The sequence below is a fragment of the Enterobacter cloacae complex sp. P17RS genome, from assembly GCF_014895885.1.
Lineage (GTDB): Bacteria > Pseudomonadota > Gammaproteobacteria > Enterobacterales > Enterobacteriaceae > Enterobacter > Enterobacter bugandensis.
The window spans coordinates 1-16,229 of the sequence record NZ_JADBQK010000002.1; the positions used below are offsets into that span (position 1 = coordinate 1).

The window sequence follows — 16,229 nt, forward strand, 5'->3', positions numbered from 1 at the left end:
TATGACGGCTGCTATGATGTGTGGTGGTACACCTCGAAAGTGGGGGTGATCGACCTGAAGAAAAAGTCGATCACCATGGGTAAAGGATGTTAAAAAGTGTTCACCATGTCCCCGAACACCTGTCTACCATGTCCCCGGACTGTACATGGGGAGAGGGCTGGGGTGAGGGGCCCAGCGCGCAGAGAACTTACTTCAGCGTCCCCACCAGCGCCTTCCGGCTATCTTCCAGCGACACCACGCGTTTACACACGTCTTTGCCGAACTGCTGGAAATCATCTTCCTGGTTCTTCCACTCGTTCTGAATGGAAGTCTGCAAGCCGCCAAGGCTGCCCAGCACACCCTGCAGCGGGTTACCGCCGCCTTTCAGCACGGCTTTGGCGCCCATCTCGTTGATGCTGTCCTGCAGGATGCCGCCCATCGCCTGGTTCACCAGCTGCTGGCCGTCAGCGCGGACCTGATCGATCGCCTTATAGTGGAACGTCAGGCCATCAGAGCGCGTCTCGATAATGCGGTTCATCTGCTCTTTGAGCTGCTTGTCGAGCTTCGTAAGGCGGGAGCGCATATTACTGCTCTCCCCCACCTCTTTGGTGATGATTTTGTCCAGCGCGACGCGGCTCTTTTCGACGCGTGTCAGGCCACCTTCATTAATCCATGGCAGCGCGGTACGCAAATCGGCCTGATAATCTTTCGCCTGCTCACGCTGTGCGGCAGTCAGGTTGTACTGTTTGCCGTTAAAGGTGACGTTCCCTTCCGGCGTAATCACCAGATTGCCGTTCTCGCCTTTGACCTGCACGGTTTGCGGGCTTAACACCACGTCATCACGCGGGGTGACGCTACATTGATAATCCGCATGGGCGGTGAATCCGGTTGCCATCAAAGCAACAGCCAGCAACGTTTTGCGCATCTTAAACACTCCCTCAGACAAAATGGGCCAGCTAATGCTGGCCCGCTTACTGCTTTATTAGTCCCACCAAACGTCGAAAAGTTCGCTCACGCGGACATCTTCCAGCTTGTGCTCTTCAAGCCATTTGCGAACCAGGGCCTGATGTTCTTCGGTGCATTTGCCCACTTCCTGGGTGCAGATCAGACCTTCCCATGCCAGGTAGCCGCTACCGTCGAAGGCCAGCTTGTTAGGCTCGATCACCTCGTTGATGAACGCATCAACGTCCTGGTCGATCTGCTCAACGCTGGTGCCTTCCGGGAAACGCCAGGCAACGGAGAAGCCCACTTCCTGGAATTCTTCGATGTGCATCTTTTTACGCAGACGACGGCTACGATTCTTTGCCATTATTTCACCCTCTCGAACATTAAGTCCCATACGCCGTGACCAAGACGATGGCCACGCTGTTCAAATTTTGTCACCGGACGCGATTCCGGACGCGGTACGTAGTCGTTGCTCTCGGACTGATTTTTGTACCCGTCCAGCGACGACATTACTTCCAGCATGTGTTCCGCATAAGGTTCCCAGTCGGTCGCCATGTGGAAAACGCCGCCCAGCTTGAGCTTGCTTTTCACCAGCTCGGCAAACGGTGCCTGAACGATACGGCGTTTATTATGACGCGCTTTGTGCCATGGGTCAGGGAAAAAGAGCTGAACCATGTTCAAAGAATTGTCAGGAATCATTTTGTGCAGCACTTCCACCGCGTCGTGACACATCACGCGCAGGTTCTCAACGCTCTCTTCGTGGGCCGTTGCCAGGCACGCGCCGACGCCCGGCGAGTGTACTTCAATGCCGAGGAAGTTCTGCTCCGGGCGCGCTTTCGCCATGGTGACCAGCGAGGTGCCCATACCAAACCCGATCTCCAGCGTGACGGGCGCGTCGCGGCCAAACAGCTCGATAAAGTCGAGCGGCTGCTCGCTGAACTCAACGCCCATCACCGGCCAGTAGTTGTCCAGCGCGTGTTGCTGCCCTTTGGTCAGGCGGCCCTGACGGCGGACAAAGCTGCGAATACGGCGCAGCGGGCGACCGTTTTCATCAAATTCCGGTGAAATGACGTCGTTTTTCATAAAAGAGTTGTCTGCTTGTGAGAATGTTCGGGAAACGGGCATTATCCAAAGTTAAGGCTTCTATGCAAGCATGGGAAAGATCCGGTTTACAGCAGATGGACGCTGTGCTGCAATCTGCGTCCCTGATTATGCGAATCGATGACCATGCAAGCCTCTCAATTTTCAGCCCAGGTGCTGGACTGGTACGACAAATACGGGCGTAAAACCCTGCCCTGGCAAATTGAAAAAACGCCCTACAAAGTATGGCTCTCCGAGGTGATGTTGCAACAAACGCAGGTCGCCACCGTGATCCCTTACTTCGAGCGTTTTATGGCACGCTTCCCGACGGTCACCGACCTGGCAAACGCGCCGTTGGACGAAGTGCTGCACCTGTGGACCGGGCTGGGCTATTACGCCCGCGCGCGCAACCTGCACAAGGCCGCGCAGCAGGTCGCCACCCGCCACAACGGTAAATTTCCGGAAACCTTCGACGAGGTGGCCGATTTACCCGGCGTCGGACGTTCAACCGCAGGCGCGATCCTCTCCCTTTCATTAGGCAAGCATTTCCCGATCCTCGACGGCAACGTGAAGCGCGTGCTCGCACGCTGCTACGCCGTTGACGGCTGGCCGGGTAAGAAAGACGTTGAAAAACGCCTGTGGGAGATCGCTGAAGCGGTCACCCCGGCGAAGGGCGTAGAGCGTTTTAACCAGGCGATGATGGATCTCGGCGCGATGGTCTGCACGCGCTCAAAACCGAAGTGCGAACTCTGCCCGGTGAACAACCTCTGCGTGGCGTATGCCAACCAGTCATGGGCGCAGTATCCGGGTAAGAAACCCAAACAGACGCTGCCGGAGCGCACCGGCTATATGCTGCTGATGCAGCACGGTGACGACGTCTTCCTCGCCCAGCGTCCGCCGAGCGGTCTGTGGGGTGGTCTATACTGCTTCCCACAGTTTGAAGATGAAGACTTGCTGCGTGAATGGCTTAAACAGCGCGGCATTGCGGCAGATACCCTGACGCAGCTGACCGCGTTTCGCCACACCTTCAGCCATTTCCATCTGGATATAGTACCCATGTGGCTTCCCGTGTCCTCATTCACCTCCTGCATGGATGAAGGCACCGCTCTCTGGTATAACTTAGCGCAACCGCCATCAGTCGGGCTGGCGGCTCCCGTGGAGCGCCTGTTACAGCAATTACGTGCCGGTGCAATGGTTTAGCATCGGCAACACAAAGAGGAATACGTATGGCCAGAACCATTTTTTGTACTTTCCTGCAGCGCGACGCTGAAGGCCAGGATTTCCAGCTCTACCCGGGCGACCTGGGCAAGCGCATCTATAACGAGATCTCCAAAGAAGCCTGGGGACAGTGGCAGAAAAAACAGACCATGCTGATCAACGAGAAGAAGCTCAGCATGATGAACCCGGAGCACCGCAAGCTGCTGGAGCAGGAGATGGTGAGCTTCCTGTTCGAGGGCAAAGACGTCCACATCGAAGGCTATACGCCGCCGGAAAAATAACAGCGTGCGGGTGAAACCCCGCCGTTAAAGCAAACACAACACGCACTCCCGGAATGATGAAAAAACTTTTAGCGCTAGCCCTTGTTGCGCCGTTGCTGGTCTCGTGCTCGTCCAAAAAAGGCGATGATTACAACGAAGCCTGGGTCAAGGACACCAACGGTTTTGACATTTTGATGGGGCAGTTTGCCCATAACATCGAGAACATATGGGGATTTAACGAAGTTCTTATTGCCGGACCGAAGGACTACGTTAAGTACACCGACGCCTATCTGACCCGTAGCCACATCAACTTTGATGAGGGTACGATCACCATTGAGACCATCGCAGGCACCGACCCTGCGGCACGGCTGCGTCAGGCGATCGTCAAAACCCTGCTGATGGGTGACGATCCGGGATCTATCGATCTCTACTCCGATGCGGACGACATCACCATTTCGAAAGAGCCGTTCCTGTACGGTCAGGTTGTCGACCAGACCGGACAGCCGATCCGCTGGGAAGGTCGCGCCACGAAATTTGCCGACTACCTGCTGCAGACGCGCCTGAAGAGCCGCTCTAACGGCCTGAAGATTATCTACAGCGTTACCATTAACCTTGTCCCGAACCACCTCGACAAGCGTGCGCATAAGTATCTGGGTATGGTGCGTCAGGCGTCGCGTAAGTATGGCGTGGACGAGTCGCTGATCCTGGCGATTATGCAGACCGAATCCTCGTTCAACCCGTACGCGGTGAGCCGTTCCGACGCGCTGGGGCTGATGCAGGTTGTCCAGCACAGCGCCGGTAAAGACGTCTTCCGCTCGCAGGGGAAATCCGGCACGCCGAGCCGCAGCTACCTGTTCGATCCGCAAAGCAACATTGATACCGGCACGGCCTATCTGGCGATGCTGAACAATGTCTATCTCGGCGGAATTGATAATCCGACGTCGCGTCGCTACGCGGTGATCACCGCCTATAACGGCGGCGCGGGCAGCGTGCTGCGCGTCTTCTCGAATGACAAAGTGCAGGCTGCGAACATCATCAACAGCATGGCGCCGGGGGATGTTTACTCCACCCTCACCACCCGCCACCCGTCTGCGGAATCCCGCCGGTACCTGTATAAGGTGAATACGGCGCAGAAAAATTATCGTCGTCGATAATCAACACACCTTCTCCAGCAAGGAGAAGGTGTTCTGCTTCCCCTCTCCCTGTGGGAGAGGGTCAGGGTGAGGGCATCAGGCCGCACCTATCCTCCACCCATACGAAAATGTTATTTGCATCACAATCCAAACTGCAAATTAATGTGGATTGCATTTTTTTGCGGGAGGTAACAAAACATATCGTTGCCAACTGATAGAATTGCATCAAATAACAACCCTGAATGTTCCTATAACAACATATCTCCCGCTCACTTGTGAGGAAAGTAACATGAACCTTAAGCTGCAGCTTAAAATCTTGTCGTTTCTGCAGTTCTGCCTGTGGGGTAGCTGGCTGACTACACTCGGCTCCTATATGTTTGTGACGCTCAAGTTTGATGGTGCGTCAATCGGTGCCGTCTACAGCTCGCTGGGTATTGCGGCTGTTTTCATGCCAACGCTGCTCGGTATCGTGGCGGATAAATGGTTAAGTGCGAAATGGCTGTATATGCTTTGCCATCTGGTGGGTGCGGGGACGCTGTTTATGGCGGCCGAAGTGACCACGCCGGGGGCGATGTTTATGGTGATCCTGCTTAACTCGCTGGCGTACATGCCAACGCTTGGGCTGATCAACTCCATCTCCTACTACCGCCTGAAATCTGCCGGCCTGGATATCGTCACCGACTTCCCGCCAATCCGTATCTGGGGCACCATCGGCTTTATCATGGCGATGTGGGGCGTGAGCTTCGCGGGCTTCGAGCTGAGCCACATGCAGCTGTATATTGGTGCTGCGCTCTCCGTACTGCTGGCGCTGTTCACCCTGACGCTGCCAACCATTCCGGTGTCTAACCAGCAGAAAAACCAGAGCTGGAGCACCATGCTTGGCCTGGATGCCTTCGCGCTGTTCAAAAACAAGCGCATGGCGATCTTCTTTATCTTCTCCATGCTGCTGGGCGCGGAGCTGCAAATCACCAACATGTTCGGCAACACCTTCCTGCACAGCTTCGATAACGATCCGCTGTTTGCCGGGAGCTTTATCGTTGAGCACGCGTCGGTGATGATGTCCATCTCGCAGATCTCCGAGACGCTGTTCATCCTGACCATCCCGTTCTTCCTGAGCCGCTACGGCATCAAAAACGTCATGCTGATCAGTATTGCCGCGTGGATGCTGCGCTTCGGCCTGTTCGCCTACGGCGACCCGAGCGCGTTCGGCACCGTGCTGCTGGTGCTGTCGATGATTGTTTACGGCTGCGCCTTCGACTTCTTCAACATCTCCGGTTCGGTGTTTGTGGAAAAAGAGGTGAAGCCTGAAATCCGCGCCAGCGCGCAGGGCATGTTCCTGATGATGACCAACGGCTTCGGCTGTATTCTGGGCGGCGTGGTGAGCGGTAAAGTGGTTGAGATGTACACCACCAACGGTATCACCGACTGGCAGCCCGTGTGGCTGATCTTCGCGGCGTATTCGCTGGTGCTGTTCTTCGCGTTCCTCGCGCTGTTCAAGTACAAGCACGTTCGCACAGCGCACGGTACACAGCCGATTGCGCATTAATCCTTGATGTCTTTTGCCCGGTGGCGGCTTCGCCTTACCGGGCCTACAAAAGCACGGAGAGTAGGCCGGGTAAGCGTTAGCGCCACCCGGCTATTTTATTGCAGAGAGCACCCACCCCACCGACAGCAAATCCGCGCTGCCGCCCGGACTCAGGTTTCGTTCAATCAGTGCCTCATCCATCTTAAGCAACGCCTCGCGATCCCAGCCGTTAGCCAGCAGTTCCCGCGCATAGCCCTGAACGTAGCGCAGCCCCTGAATGCCGCCGCGCGACACGAGATTACTGTCCTGATTGACCGCCATCAGGCGCAACAGCAGGCTGTGAAGCGACTGTCCGTTACACTGCCCCAGCGCCTTACGCACCGTCGCAAAGCCGCTCTCCGCCTCGCCTCGCGCCCCGGTTAAGCCGTACTGCTGAAACTGCCGCTCGCCCGCCGTCGCCTGCCCGCTGCGCGCTGCCAGCTCCCGCGACACCAGCCCGCGGCAGATGTTACTCACCTCACAGCAGAGGCTCTCTGCGGAGAGCTTTTTCACACGCCCGGCGGCAAAGCACAGTAAACCCAGGGCAAAAATCCCACCCTTGTGGGTGTTCACCCCGTTCGTCGCGGCATACATCGCCTGTTCGCAGGCCATCCCCATCGGGCGGATAATCCGCAGCTGCTGAGCGGCTGGCTTGTCCGCATGTGCCTCGCCCAGCTCCGCAAAACGGGCAAACCACGGCGTAATCGCCGCAATGCTACGGACAAACAGCGCGTGGTCCATATCGCGATGGGAACCGTTGTTAAGCTTGTCCACCAGCCCCGGCTTGGGAGTTAGCTCCAGCTCCTGCCACAGCGCCGCTTCGGCAAGCCCGGGCACGTCAACCGGGCGCGGTTTAGTCGCGAGCAAACCAGTCATCGATCGTCTTCTCCACGCGGGAAACAACCTGCTCAACGGGGTGATTGCGCGAACGGGAGCAGGCATGCGCGGGCTCGTCGCAGATCAGACAGCGCCGGAGATTCTCTCCCAGCGACTGACGCCCGACGTGGCCGTGCTGAGGGCAGATCACGTCCAGATCCCACAGCCTGCCGAGCGGGTGCGTCTGCTCCAGCTCCGCGCAGTGCGCTTTGATTTCCGCCGCCGGATGGGCGACGCACCACAAGGATTCCGGTCCGGTGGGCAGCCACAGCACCTGGCGGTCCAGCACCTGCCAGCGGTTCTCCCACAGCAGCTGGTCGCACATCTGGAGCGCCACGCCCATGGTGTTGCGATAGCGCAGGCTGTCCTTGATTTCCCCGGGCGTGACCAGTGTGAGGGAGATCACCGGCTGTTGATAGTGCTTAAGCATGTCAGCCTGACGGGCTGCGCGACGCTCTTTCGCCGCCAGCAGTTCCTCCAGGCTGACACCCGCCCGCACGGGTGTCGCTAAAATCATACTGACTCCTTCACCTGTCGTACGGTGTCGATCACGCTGCCGTCGCGGTAACGGATGACGCCGACGATTTTGTCGGTAAATTCAATCGGTTTCGGTACGCCGGTCAGGGAAATCGCCCGCTCATAGAGCGCGCTGATGTCCACTACCTTCAGCCCGGCCTCCAGCAGCCGCTTGCGGATCTCCGGGCGCGCCGGGTTGACTGCGATGCCGTGATCGGTAACCAGCACGTCGATGCTCTCCCCCGGCGTGAGGCGCGTGGTGACGCGCTTCACGACCGTCGGAATGCGGCTGCGCAGCAGCGGCGCGACCACGATGGTCAGGTTGGCTGCCGCCGCCACGTCGCAGTGCCCGCCGGATGCGCCACGCATCACGCCGTCGGAGCCGGTGATGACGTTGACGTTGAAATCAACGTCAATTTCCAGGGCGCTGAGGATCACCACGTCGAGCTGGTCGCAGCTTGCCGCCTTGCTGCCGGGGTTGGCGTAGACGTTGGTGGAGATCTCTACGTGGTTCGGGTTGCGCGCCAGCGAAGCCGCCGCCTGGCCGTCAAAGCACTGGGTGTCGAGCAGCTTTTCGATGAGCCCCTTCTCGTGCAGATCCACCAGGCTGCCGGTGATGCCGCCGAGCGCAAAGCGCGCCTTCACGCCGCTGCGCTCCATCTTCTCTTCCATAAAGCGCGTGCAGGCGGTGGCCGCCGCGCCGGAGCCGGTCTGCATCGAGAAGCCCGGCTTGAAGTAGCCGGAATGCTCGATCACGTCCGCCGCATAGCGGGCGATCATCAGCTCGCGCGGGTTGCTGGTGACGCGCGCCGCGCCGACGCTGATTTTCGCCGGATCGCCCACGCTCTCCACCTGCACGATGTAGTCCACCTGGTCCTGCACCAGGCTGGCGGGCATATTCGGGAACGGCACCAGCTCTTCGGTCAGCAGCACCACCTTGCGGGCAAAGTGCGCGTCCACCATCGCGTAGCCGAGCGAGCCGCAGCACGATTTACCGTGCGTGCCGTTGGCATTGCCAAACGCATCGCTGCACGGCACGCCGAGAAACGCCACGTCGATATTCAGCTCGCCGTCCTGGAGCAGCTTCACGCGCCCACCGTGGGAGTGAATCTGTACCGGCTCGTCCATCAGCCCGTGGGAGATGGCGTCCGCCAGCCTGCCGCGCATGCCCGAGGTGTAAATCCGGGTGATGACGCCGCTTTCAATATGCTCGATCAGAGCGTCGTTGCAGGTCATCAGCGAGCTGGAGGCCAGCGTCAAATTTTTAAATCCCATCCGCGCCAGCAGCGCCACAACGGTGTTGATCACCCGGTCGCCTTCGCGAAAGGCATGGTGGAAGGAGATGGTCATCCCGTCCTGCAGGCCGCTGCGCGCTACGGCTTCTTCAAGGGAGGCACAGAGCTTGCGGTTGTGCTTCGCGTCACTGTCCGCCAGCCAGGGCGTCGCGCTGTGGGCGGTATCAAAGGGTTTCAGGTCCCGCAGATGCGGGAAGTTTACGTGGAGAAGTTCAGTCTGATTCATTGTCTTATCCTTACCGACGCACGCCGGAAGCCGCCGCGCGCTCCAGCACCACCTGCGCGTGGTTAATAATTGGTGCATCCACCATTTTGCCGTTTAGCGACACCACGCCCAGGCCGTTACGCTCGCCCTCTTCTGCCGCTTCAATCACCCTTTTGGCATGATCCACCTCTTCCTGAGTCGGTGCATAAGCGTTGTGCAGCAGGTCAATCTGGCGCGGGTTAATCAGCGATTTGCCGTTAAAGCCCATCTTGCGGATCAGATCGACCTCACGAAGGAACCCGGCCTCGTCGTTAACGTCTGACCACACCACATCGAAGGCGTCGATGCCCGCGGCGCGAGCGGCGTGCAGCACGGCGCAGCGGGCATAGAACAGCTCGGTGCCGTCGCCGCGCTCGGTCTGCATGTCCATCACGTAGTCAAAGGCGGCCAGCGCGATGCCGATGAGGCGCGGGGAGCTGCGGGCAATCGCCACGGCATTGATGACGCCAATGGCCGACTCAATCGCCGCCATCACGCGGGTGGAGCCGACCTCGCGGCCGCACTCGCGTTCAATGCGCTCAAGATGGCCTTCCAGCTCGTAGACGTCGTCCGGGGTGTCGGTTTTTGGCAGGCGGATCACGTCCACACCCGCGCGCACGGCGGCTTCCAGATCCAGCAGGCCAAACGGCGTGCTGAGCGGGTTAATGCGCACCACGGTTTCGATATCCTGATACATCGGGTGCTGTAGCGCGTGGAATACCAGCAGGCGCGCGGTGTCCTTCTCACGCAGGGCGACGGCGTCCTCAAGGTCAAACATGATGGAGTCGGGGCGGTAGATAAACGCGGTGGAAAGCATGGCGGCGTTGGCGCCCGGCAGGAACAGCATACTGCGGCGGAGTTTGCTCATTTCAGCGCCTCCCAGTTGATGGCCTGTTCATCGGCGGCACGCATCAGCGCGCTTTGCAGGCGGGCGCGAATAACACAGTCCAGCGCCCCTTTGTCTTCAATAATGATGAGCCCCTGGCGCACGTTCATGGCGCGCAGCGTGTCGTTGACCACCTGGCGAATTTGCTCGCCAAACTGCTTAATCACTTCACTGTGGATGACAATCTCCAGCTCGCCGTGAGCGGGGGCGATTTTCACCATCAGGTCGCTGGACTCCTGCGTTCCGGCCAGCGCCTCCCTTACAATATTCATGATAAATTCCTGATAGTTATGCGACTTCCGCACTCGCACGATAGTGTGTTTCGAGATGCGCGAAGGTGGAATCCGGGACGATCTCCCGGATCCGGGAAAACTGCTGTGTCTTGAGTAAACGGCGCACTTCGGACGCCGAAATGGCGTTGCCGGTGGCCTTGATGCGCGGCATTTCCACCACCTCGATATGCGAGGCCAGCAGGTCATGCAGCGTCTGGTTGTACTGGCGGGTGATGTCGCAAAAAGGCTCCGAGCCGATAAAGCGGTGCGTGATGCCGAGCGCCGGGGCGATGAAGTCCCGGAAGATCAGCACGTCGATCTCGCTCCACGCCTGCTGCACTTTGCCGGTCTCCTTCAGGAAGTAGGCCGGGAAGGTGGCGCGGGAGATGATGTACTGCGAGCCTTCATGCACCACCACGTTCGGCAGATGGGCTACGCCCGCGCGCACCATCTCGAGACGCGCGCTGAACGGGAAGAACGAGGCGTCTTCACGCACCACGAACAGATGCAGGGCGTCACACCGCGCCGCCGCCTGCTCCACCAGATGGCGGTGGCCGAGGGTGAACGGATTGGCGTTCATCACTATCGCGCCAGTTTTCTGCCCGCCCTTTCGCATCCGGCTTAAGGTACGGCAGTAGCGCGCGATCCCCTGCGGGGTGTTCTCCATCAGCACGGCGTTGTTCCCGCTCTGGGCAATTGGCCAGAAGCCGCTGCGGGCAAAGCGCTCCCGATTGCACGGACGGGTGCAGAGGAAGAGGTGAAAATGGCCGCGCTCCAGCGCCGCATTTTCCACCTCTGCCAGCAGCCGCGCGCTGAGGTTTTCCCCACGAAGCTGCTCGTTGACCGCCACGCATTTGATAACGTTGCCGGCAAGTCCTGCGCAACCCACCAGCTGCGCGCCGGACCAGGCTTCGACAAATAGCGTGATGTCGTTGTCCAGGCCAAGGCCGCTGTCTGCCAGCAGGTAGCGGATCTGGCTTAAGCGTTCCGGGTGTTTCGCCACCAGCGTCTGGCGAAAATCGATGGGTTGACTGTTCATGCCGCCTTTCTCAGTGTGCCGCCGCAAGCCCGACGGCTGGCGCTTCAACAATCACGTTGCTCAGATGACCGATATGCTCGATCTCCACCTCAATGCGATCCCCCTCTTTCATAAACAGCGGCGGGTTACGCTTTTTACCCACGCCGCCCGGGGAGCCGGTGATGATCACGTCGCCCGGGCTTAAGCGGGTAAAGGTGCTGATGTACTCGATGAGCTCCGCGACCTTGTGGATCATGCTGCTGGTGTTGTCCTCCTGCACCATGCGGCCGTTAAGCCAAGTGCGGATCGCCAGGCTGTGCGGGTCCGGGATCTCATCCGCCGTCGCCATCCAGGGGCCAAACGCCCCGGTCTGACGCCAGTTTTTACCGGCGGTGAACCAGGTGTGCTGCCAGTCGCGGGCGGAGCCGTCCATGTAGCAGCTGTAGCCCGCCACGTGGCGCAGGGCGTCATCGCGGCTGATGTTCTCTCCACCCTTACCGATAATCACCGCCAGCTCGCCTTCGTAGTCGAATTCGCTGGAGTGGCGCGGCTTCAGCACCGGCTCGTTGTGGCCGGTCTGTGAATCCGGGAAGCGGACAAACAGCGTCGGAGCCGGGTTGTGCTGGTCAAACTCCTTGCGCTTGTCGGCGTAGTTCATGCCCACGCAGAGGATTTTTTCCGGCTGCACGATCACCGGTAAGAAGGTGATGGCGCTCAGCGGCACGTCCACCGCGTCGTTCAGGTAACGGGTGGCCTGCGCCAGCCCGTTGCCCTGCAGCAGCGCTTTAAGGTCGCCATAGCGGTCGCCCAGACGGCGGCCTAAATCAATCACGCCCTCGGCCTGAACGATGCCGTAGCTGCGTTTTCCCTGGTATAAAAAGCTTGCGAGTTTCATTGTTTTTTCCTGAATACTTAGACGAGGAAGTTACCCAGAATCAGCAGTGAGACAGAGACGTTAATCGCCCCGCCGATACGGGTAGCAATCTGGGCGAACGGCATCAGGCTCATGCGGTTGCCTGCGGTCAGTATCGCCACGTCGCCGGTACCGCCCTGTCCGCTCTGACAGCAGGAGACGATGGCGACATCAATCGGGTGCATACCGATCTTTTTGCCGACGAAGAACCCGGTCGCCACCAGCGCTGAGACGGTGCTGATAATCACCAGCAGGTTGGTCAGCGTGAAGGCGGCCACCAGTTCATGCCACGGGGTGATGGCCACGCCAACGGCGAAGAGGATTGGGTAGGTCACGGAAGTCTGGAAGAATTTGTACACCACCTGCGAGCCCTCCAGCAGGCGCGGAGAAGCGCCGTTGCAGAGCTTCACCAGCACCGCCATAAACAGCATGCCAACGGGCGCAGGCAGGCCAATCAGCTTGTGGCCGAGCATGCCCAGCATGTACAGCAGCACCGCCAGCAGCGCGCCGGAGGCGATAGTGGTCACGTCCGCTTTACCGGAGAACGCAGGCTGAGAGACGGTGGCATCGGCATTCGCGCGGTTAGGCATCAGCTGGCCTTCACCGGTCAGGTGCGGGTAGCGTTTACCGAGCTGGTTCAGGCAGCCGGAGATGATGATTGCCGTCAGCCCGCCGAGCATGACCATCGGCAGCACGCGGCCGAGCGCTACGCCCTGGTCCATATGCAGCAGGGTGGCATAGCCGATGGAAAGCGGAATCGCCCCTTCCCCGACGCCGCCCGCCATGATCGGCAGAATGATAAAGAAGAAGATCTGGAACGGCTCCAGGCCCAGCGCCAGCCCCACGCCCATACCAACAATCATGCCGACGATTTCACCGCACAGCATCGGGAAGAAGATGCGCAGGAAGCCCTGAATCAGCACCGTGCGGTTCATGCTCATGATGCTGCCGACGATAATGCAGCAGATATAGAGGTAGAGAATGTTGGTGGATTTGTAGAATTTGGTCGTGGATTCCACCACCACGTCCGGCAGCAAACCGTAGTAGACCAGCGCGGAAGGGATAAAGGTGGCGCAAATCGCCGCCGCACCAAGCTTGCCGACAATCGGCAGGCGTTTGCCGAACTCACCGCAGGCAAAGCCGAAGAAGGCCAGCGTCGCCACCATCACCACGATATCGCTCGGCAGCTTTCCGCCCAGGCAATCAATCGCGATCAGCGCGCCCGCCAGAACGAACAGCGGCAGAGGAATAATCCCGATTTTCCAGGTATCCATAATATGCCACCACCGCTCCTTGAGGGATGGCCGCTGAATTTCAATCGGGTCGTGGGTAACAGAGAAAGAATCATCAGTTGTGCTCATAATAAGCCCCTTAGTTATTTTGTGCGTTCAGCTTAGAGTCACAAAGGCCTACTTTATGTGAGGAATGGCATATTAAAAGCGAAGTTTTAATGGCAGCTATGGTTTTTATGGTTTCTTTTATTTAATGTGATTTATGCCTTATTTATTATCGTGGTTTTTATGGTTTCTTTTCTGAATTGAACGACCAAATAACATTTAACGTAGCAGCATGAAGATCATAAGCCTTCTGGATAAATCATTTACAGCCCTTGCTGTGCAAGGGATCACAAGTTTCCCGCAAAGCGGACATCCGCATGAAAAAAGATGATATATTGACGATCTTTGCCGCTACTTTGCGTGATAGTTATGAAAGTCTCTTTCCAGATTAAGCTGTTTATTTCGCTGGTTGCCTTTTTCTCAGTGCTTTTTGTGCTGCTGGGCGGATATTATTATGCCGATGTCGGAAAACAGCTTTATCAGGAAATGAGTGCGCGCGCTAAAATACAGGCAGAAGAGATTGCGCTTATTCCGTCATTGCGTACTGAAGTTGAACAAAAAGATATCAACGCCATTCATGAGTTCATGCAGAAAATGGCCGCGCACAGCGACGCCAGCTTTATTGTCATTGGCGATAATACGGGACGGCATCTTTTTCACTCCGTCTTTGCCGACAGGGTGGGCACGACGCTGGTCGGCGGCGACAATGAAGCCGTATTGCAGGGGAAAAGCACGACAACCATACGTAAAGGCGGGTTGGGCATTTCACTGCGCAGTAAAGCGCCCATTTTCAACGACGCCGGGCAGGTGGTCGGCATTGTTTCAGTTGGCTATCTCACCAGCTACCTGGACACAATTACCGTCAGTAAAGTGGTCAATATCCTGATTGCCGCCGTGCTGCTGCTGATCGCCCTCTTTGTCTTCTCCTGGTTCTTTACCCGTAGTATTAAGAAACAGATCTTTTCCCTGGAGCCACGAGAGATCGGCCTGCTGGTGCGCCAGCAAAAGGCGATGATGGAGTCCATCTACGAAGGCGTGATCGCCATTGATAACGAACGGCGCATAGAGGTGATCAACCAGGCGGCGCGCAAGCTGCTGGGCCTGAGCCAGCCGGCCCGGGAACTGCGCGGGCAGCTGATAAGCCAGGTGATCGATCCGGTCCCGTTCTTCGACACGCAGACGATGCTGGCGAAAGATACCCATGACGAGATTTGCCGCTTTAACGATCTCACGGTGATTGCCAGCCGGGTACACATCATGCTTGAGGGGTCGCTGCAGGGCTGGGTGATCACCTTCCGCGATCGCAACGAGATCGACTCTCTCAGCAGCCAGCTCAGCCAGGTAAAACGCTACGTCGATAACCTGCGCATTATGCGTCATGAGCAGCTGAACCGGATGACCACCCTCTCCGGCCTGCTGCATATGGGCCGCTATGAAGAGGCCATTCGCTACATTCAGGCGCAGTCGGAGCATGCTCAGGAGCTGCTGGACTTTATCTCCTCCCGCTTTAGTTCCCCGACACTTTGCGGGCTGCTGCTGGGAAAAGCCGCTCGCGCGCGTGAGAAAGGCGTGGAGCTGAGTTTCGACCCGGCCTGTCGGCTGGACAAACCGTTCCTGCCGCTGGGAGAGCAAGAGCTGATTTCGATTATTGGCAACCTGCTGGATAACGCCATCGAAGCGACGCAGCGATCGCCGCTCCCGCATGCGCCAGTGGAAGTGCTGATAAAGCTCAGCGAGCAGGAGCTGATTATTGAAGTAGCCGACCAGGGCGTTGGCATTACCCCGGCGATCCGTGACCGGATATTTGAACGCGGCATCACCACCAAAACGCGGGGCGATCACGGGATTGGCCTGTATCTGATCGAAAGCTACGTCACGCAGGCTGGCGGCACAATAGAAGTTGCCGATAACATGCCGCACGGGACCATTTTCTCACTGTTTATCCCGGCCCCGGGAACCGTCCGGCAACTGGAAGATACCGACTATGCAACATGAACTTATCGACGTACTGATTGTTGAAGACGAGAACGAACTGGCACAGCTGCACGCGGAGCTTATCGGTAAACATCCGCGCCTGAGGCTGGTGGGGATTGCCGCGTCATTGGCCGACGCGCAGCGACAGCTGGAGAGCAAACAGCCGAAGCTGATGCTGCTGGATAACTACCTGCCGGACGGCAAAGGCATCACCCTTATCAGCAACCCGATGCTGGCCCGCGCCAACTGCTCGGTGATTTTCATCACCGCCGCCAGCGATATGGACACCTGTAGCCAGGCCATCCGAAACGGCGCGTTTGACTATATCCTTAAGCCGGTCTCCTGGAAGCGGCTCAGCCAGTCGCTGGAGCGTTTTGTGCAGTTTGCAGAACAACAGCGGGTCTGGAAGATTGTCGACCAGCAGAACGTGGATTCACTCTATCAGTTACAGGCGAAAAACTATCGTCTGGACAACGGCAGCAAGGGAATAGAGGAGAACACGCTGGCGCGGGTGCAAACGCTGTTTAACAGCAAGGCGGCGCACTGCTTTACGGTGGATGAGGTGGTGAGCGAGACGGGACTGAGTAAAACCACCACCCGACGCTATCTGGAACACTGCGTGGAGGTGGGTTTTCTGACGGTGGAGATGCTGTACGGGAAGATTGGGCATCCGAGAAGGATGTACCGCCGCGCAGAAGCCTGACGAAGTATTATAGGCC

The 16,229-nt window shown here is 58.1% G+C and carries 18 protein-coding genes; 7 read left to right on the top strand and 11 right to left on the bottom strand.

From position 1 onward, the window contains the following. Window positions 1–93 (top strand): hypothetical protein (locus IM265_RS21925; protein ID WP_226839260.1); only part of this gene is annotated, 93 nt, incomplete at its 5' end. 94 nt (window positions 94–187) lie between these two features. On the opposite strand, the gene IM265_RS00470 is transcribed toward IM265_RS21925, so the two are convergent. From IM265_RS00470 to trmB, 3 genes are read right to left on the bottom strand one after another with little or no spacing between them, the layout of a single operon-like run. After that, window positions 188–904 carry a DUF2884 domain-containing protein gene (locus IM265_RS00470; RefSeq protein ID WP_193031881.1) on the bottom strand — a complete coding sequence of 239 codons (717 nt, stop codon included), beginning with the start codon at window positions 902–904 and terminating at the stop codon, window positions 188–190. 57 nt (window positions 905–961) lie between these two features. Beyond that, the gene (locus tag IM265_RS00475) at window positions 962–1,288 is read right to left on the bottom strand and encodes a YggL family protein (RefSeq protein ID WP_028014375.1); all 327 of its coding nucleotides are present in this window, start codon (window positions 1,286–1,288) and stop codon (window positions 962–964) included. Beyond that, window positions 1,288–2,007 (bottom strand): tRNA (guanosine(46)-N7)-methyltransferase TrmB, encoded by a 720-nt coding sequence (gene trmB, locus IM265_RS00480; protein WP_193031879.1) that lies wholly within the window; start codon window positions 2,005–2,007, stop codon window positions 1,288–1,290. The genes IM265_RS00475 and trmB overlap by 1 nt, the downstream gene beginning before the upstream one ends. Before the next feature lie 144 nt (window positions 2,008–2,151). On the opposite strand from trmB, the gene mutY reads away from it, so the two are divergent. From mutY to IM265_RS00500, 4 genes are all read left to right on the top strand, one after another. After that, window positions 2,152–3,204, top strand: a complete 1,053-nt coding sequence (mutY, locus tag IM265_RS00485) for an A/G-specific adenine glycosylase (RefSeq protein ID WP_192829016.1) — start codon at window positions 2,152–2,154, stop codon at window positions 3,202–3,204. 26 nt (window positions 3,205–3,230) lie between these two features. Next, entirely contained in the window at window positions 3,231–3,503 is a 273-nt protein-coding gene (locus IM265_RS00490; RefSeq protein ID WP_023309138.1) for an oxidative damage protection protein, read from the top strand. Between the two features lie 56 nt (window positions 3,504–3,559). Then, complete coding sequence (mltC, locus tag IM265_RS00495; protein WP_045260773.1) at window positions 3,560–4,636, top strand: membrane-bound lytic murein transglycosylase MltC; 1,077 nt, start codon at window positions 3,560–3,562, stop codon at window positions 4,634–4,636. A gap of 268 nt (window positions 4,637–4,904) precedes the next feature. Beyond that, window positions 4,905–6,161 (top strand): nucleoside permease, encoded by a 1,257-nt coding sequence (locus tag IM265_RS00500; RefSeq protein ID WP_041908317.1) that lies wholly within the window; start codon window positions 4,905–4,907, stop codon window positions 6,159–6,161. Between the two features lie 90 nt (window positions 6,162–6,251). Here IM265_RS00500 and citG read toward each other — a convergent pair whose 3' ends face one another. The 8 genes from citG to IM265_RS00540 are packed head-to-tail and all read right to left on the bottom strand — an operon-like array spanning window position 6,252 to window position 13,560. Beyond that, window positions 6,252–7,055, bottom strand: a complete 804-nt coding sequence (citG, locus tag IM265_RS00505) for a triphosphoribosyl-dephospho-CoA synthase CitG (protein WP_193031877.1) — start codon at window positions 7,053–7,055, stop codon at window positions 6,252–6,254. Next, window positions 7,033–7,572 carry a citrate lyase holo-[acyl-carrier protein] synthase gene (citX, locus tag IM265_RS00510; RefSeq protein WP_193031874.1) on the bottom strand — a complete coding sequence of 180 codons (540 nt, stop codon included), beginning with the start codon at window positions 7,570–7,572 and terminating at the stop codon, window positions 7,033–7,035. The genes citG and citX overlap by 23 nt, the downstream gene beginning before the upstream one ends. Further along, a complete protein-coding gene (gene citF / locus IM265_RS00515; protein WP_088204260.1) occupies window positions 7,569–9,092 on the bottom strand; it encodes a citrate lyase subunit alpha in 1,524 nt (507 codons plus the stop codon). Before citF ends, citX begins: the two co-directional genes overlap by 4 nt. 10 nt (window positions 9,093–9,102) lie before the next feature. Continuing rightward, a complete protein-coding gene (gene citE, locus IM265_RS00520; protein WP_041908314.1) occupies window positions 9,103–9,978 on the bottom strand; it encodes a citrate (pro-3S)-lyase subunit beta in 876 nt (291 codons plus the stop codon). Continuing rightward, window positions 9,975–10,268, bottom strand: coding sequence for a citrate lyase acyl carrier protein (citD, locus tag IM265_RS00525; protein ID WP_028014384.1), 294 nt, complete (start codon window positions 10,266–10,268; stop codon window positions 9,975–9,977). Before citD ends, citE begins: the two co-directional genes overlap by 4 nt. 16 nt (window positions 10,269–10,284) lie before the next feature. Continuing rightward, the gene (gene citC / locus IM265_RS00530) at window positions 10,285–11,307 is read right to left on the bottom strand and encodes a [citrate (pro-3S)-lyase] ligase (RefSeq protein WP_193031872.1); all 1,023 of its coding nucleotides are present in this window, start codon (window positions 11,305–11,307) and stop codon (window positions 10,285–10,287) included. 10 nt (window positions 11,308–11,317) lie between these two features. Further along, window positions 11,318–12,181, bottom strand: coding sequence for a fumarylacetoacetate hydrolase family protein (locus IM265_RS00535; RefSeq protein WP_059355464.1), 864 nt, complete (start codon window positions 12,179–12,181; stop codon window positions 11,318–11,320). 17 nt (window positions 12,182–12,198) lie between these two features. Beyond that, window positions 12,199–13,560, bottom strand: coding sequence for a 2-hydroxycarboxylate transporter family protein (locus IM265_RS00540; RefSeq protein WP_045630637.1), 1,362 nt, complete (start codon window positions 13,558–13,560; stop codon window positions 12,199–12,201). 345 nt (window positions 13,561–13,905) lie between these two features. Between IM265_RS00540 and IM265_RS00545 the strand changes: the two genes are divergently transcribed. Next, window positions 13,906–15,531, top strand: coding sequence for a sensor histidine kinase (locus IM265_RS00545; protein ID WP_193031870.1), 1,626 nt, complete (start codon window positions 13,906–13,908; stop codon window positions 15,529–15,531). Continuing rightward, window positions 15,521–16,213 carry a response regulator gene (locus IM265_RS00550; RefSeq protein ID WP_047367414.1) on the top strand — a complete coding sequence of 231 codons (693 nt, stop codon included), beginning with the start codon at window positions 15,521–15,523 and terminating at the stop codon, window positions 16,211–16,213. Before IM265_RS00545 ends, IM265_RS00550 begins: the two co-directional genes overlap by 11 nt. The last annotated feature ends 16 nt before the right edge of the window (window positions 16,214–16,229 follow it).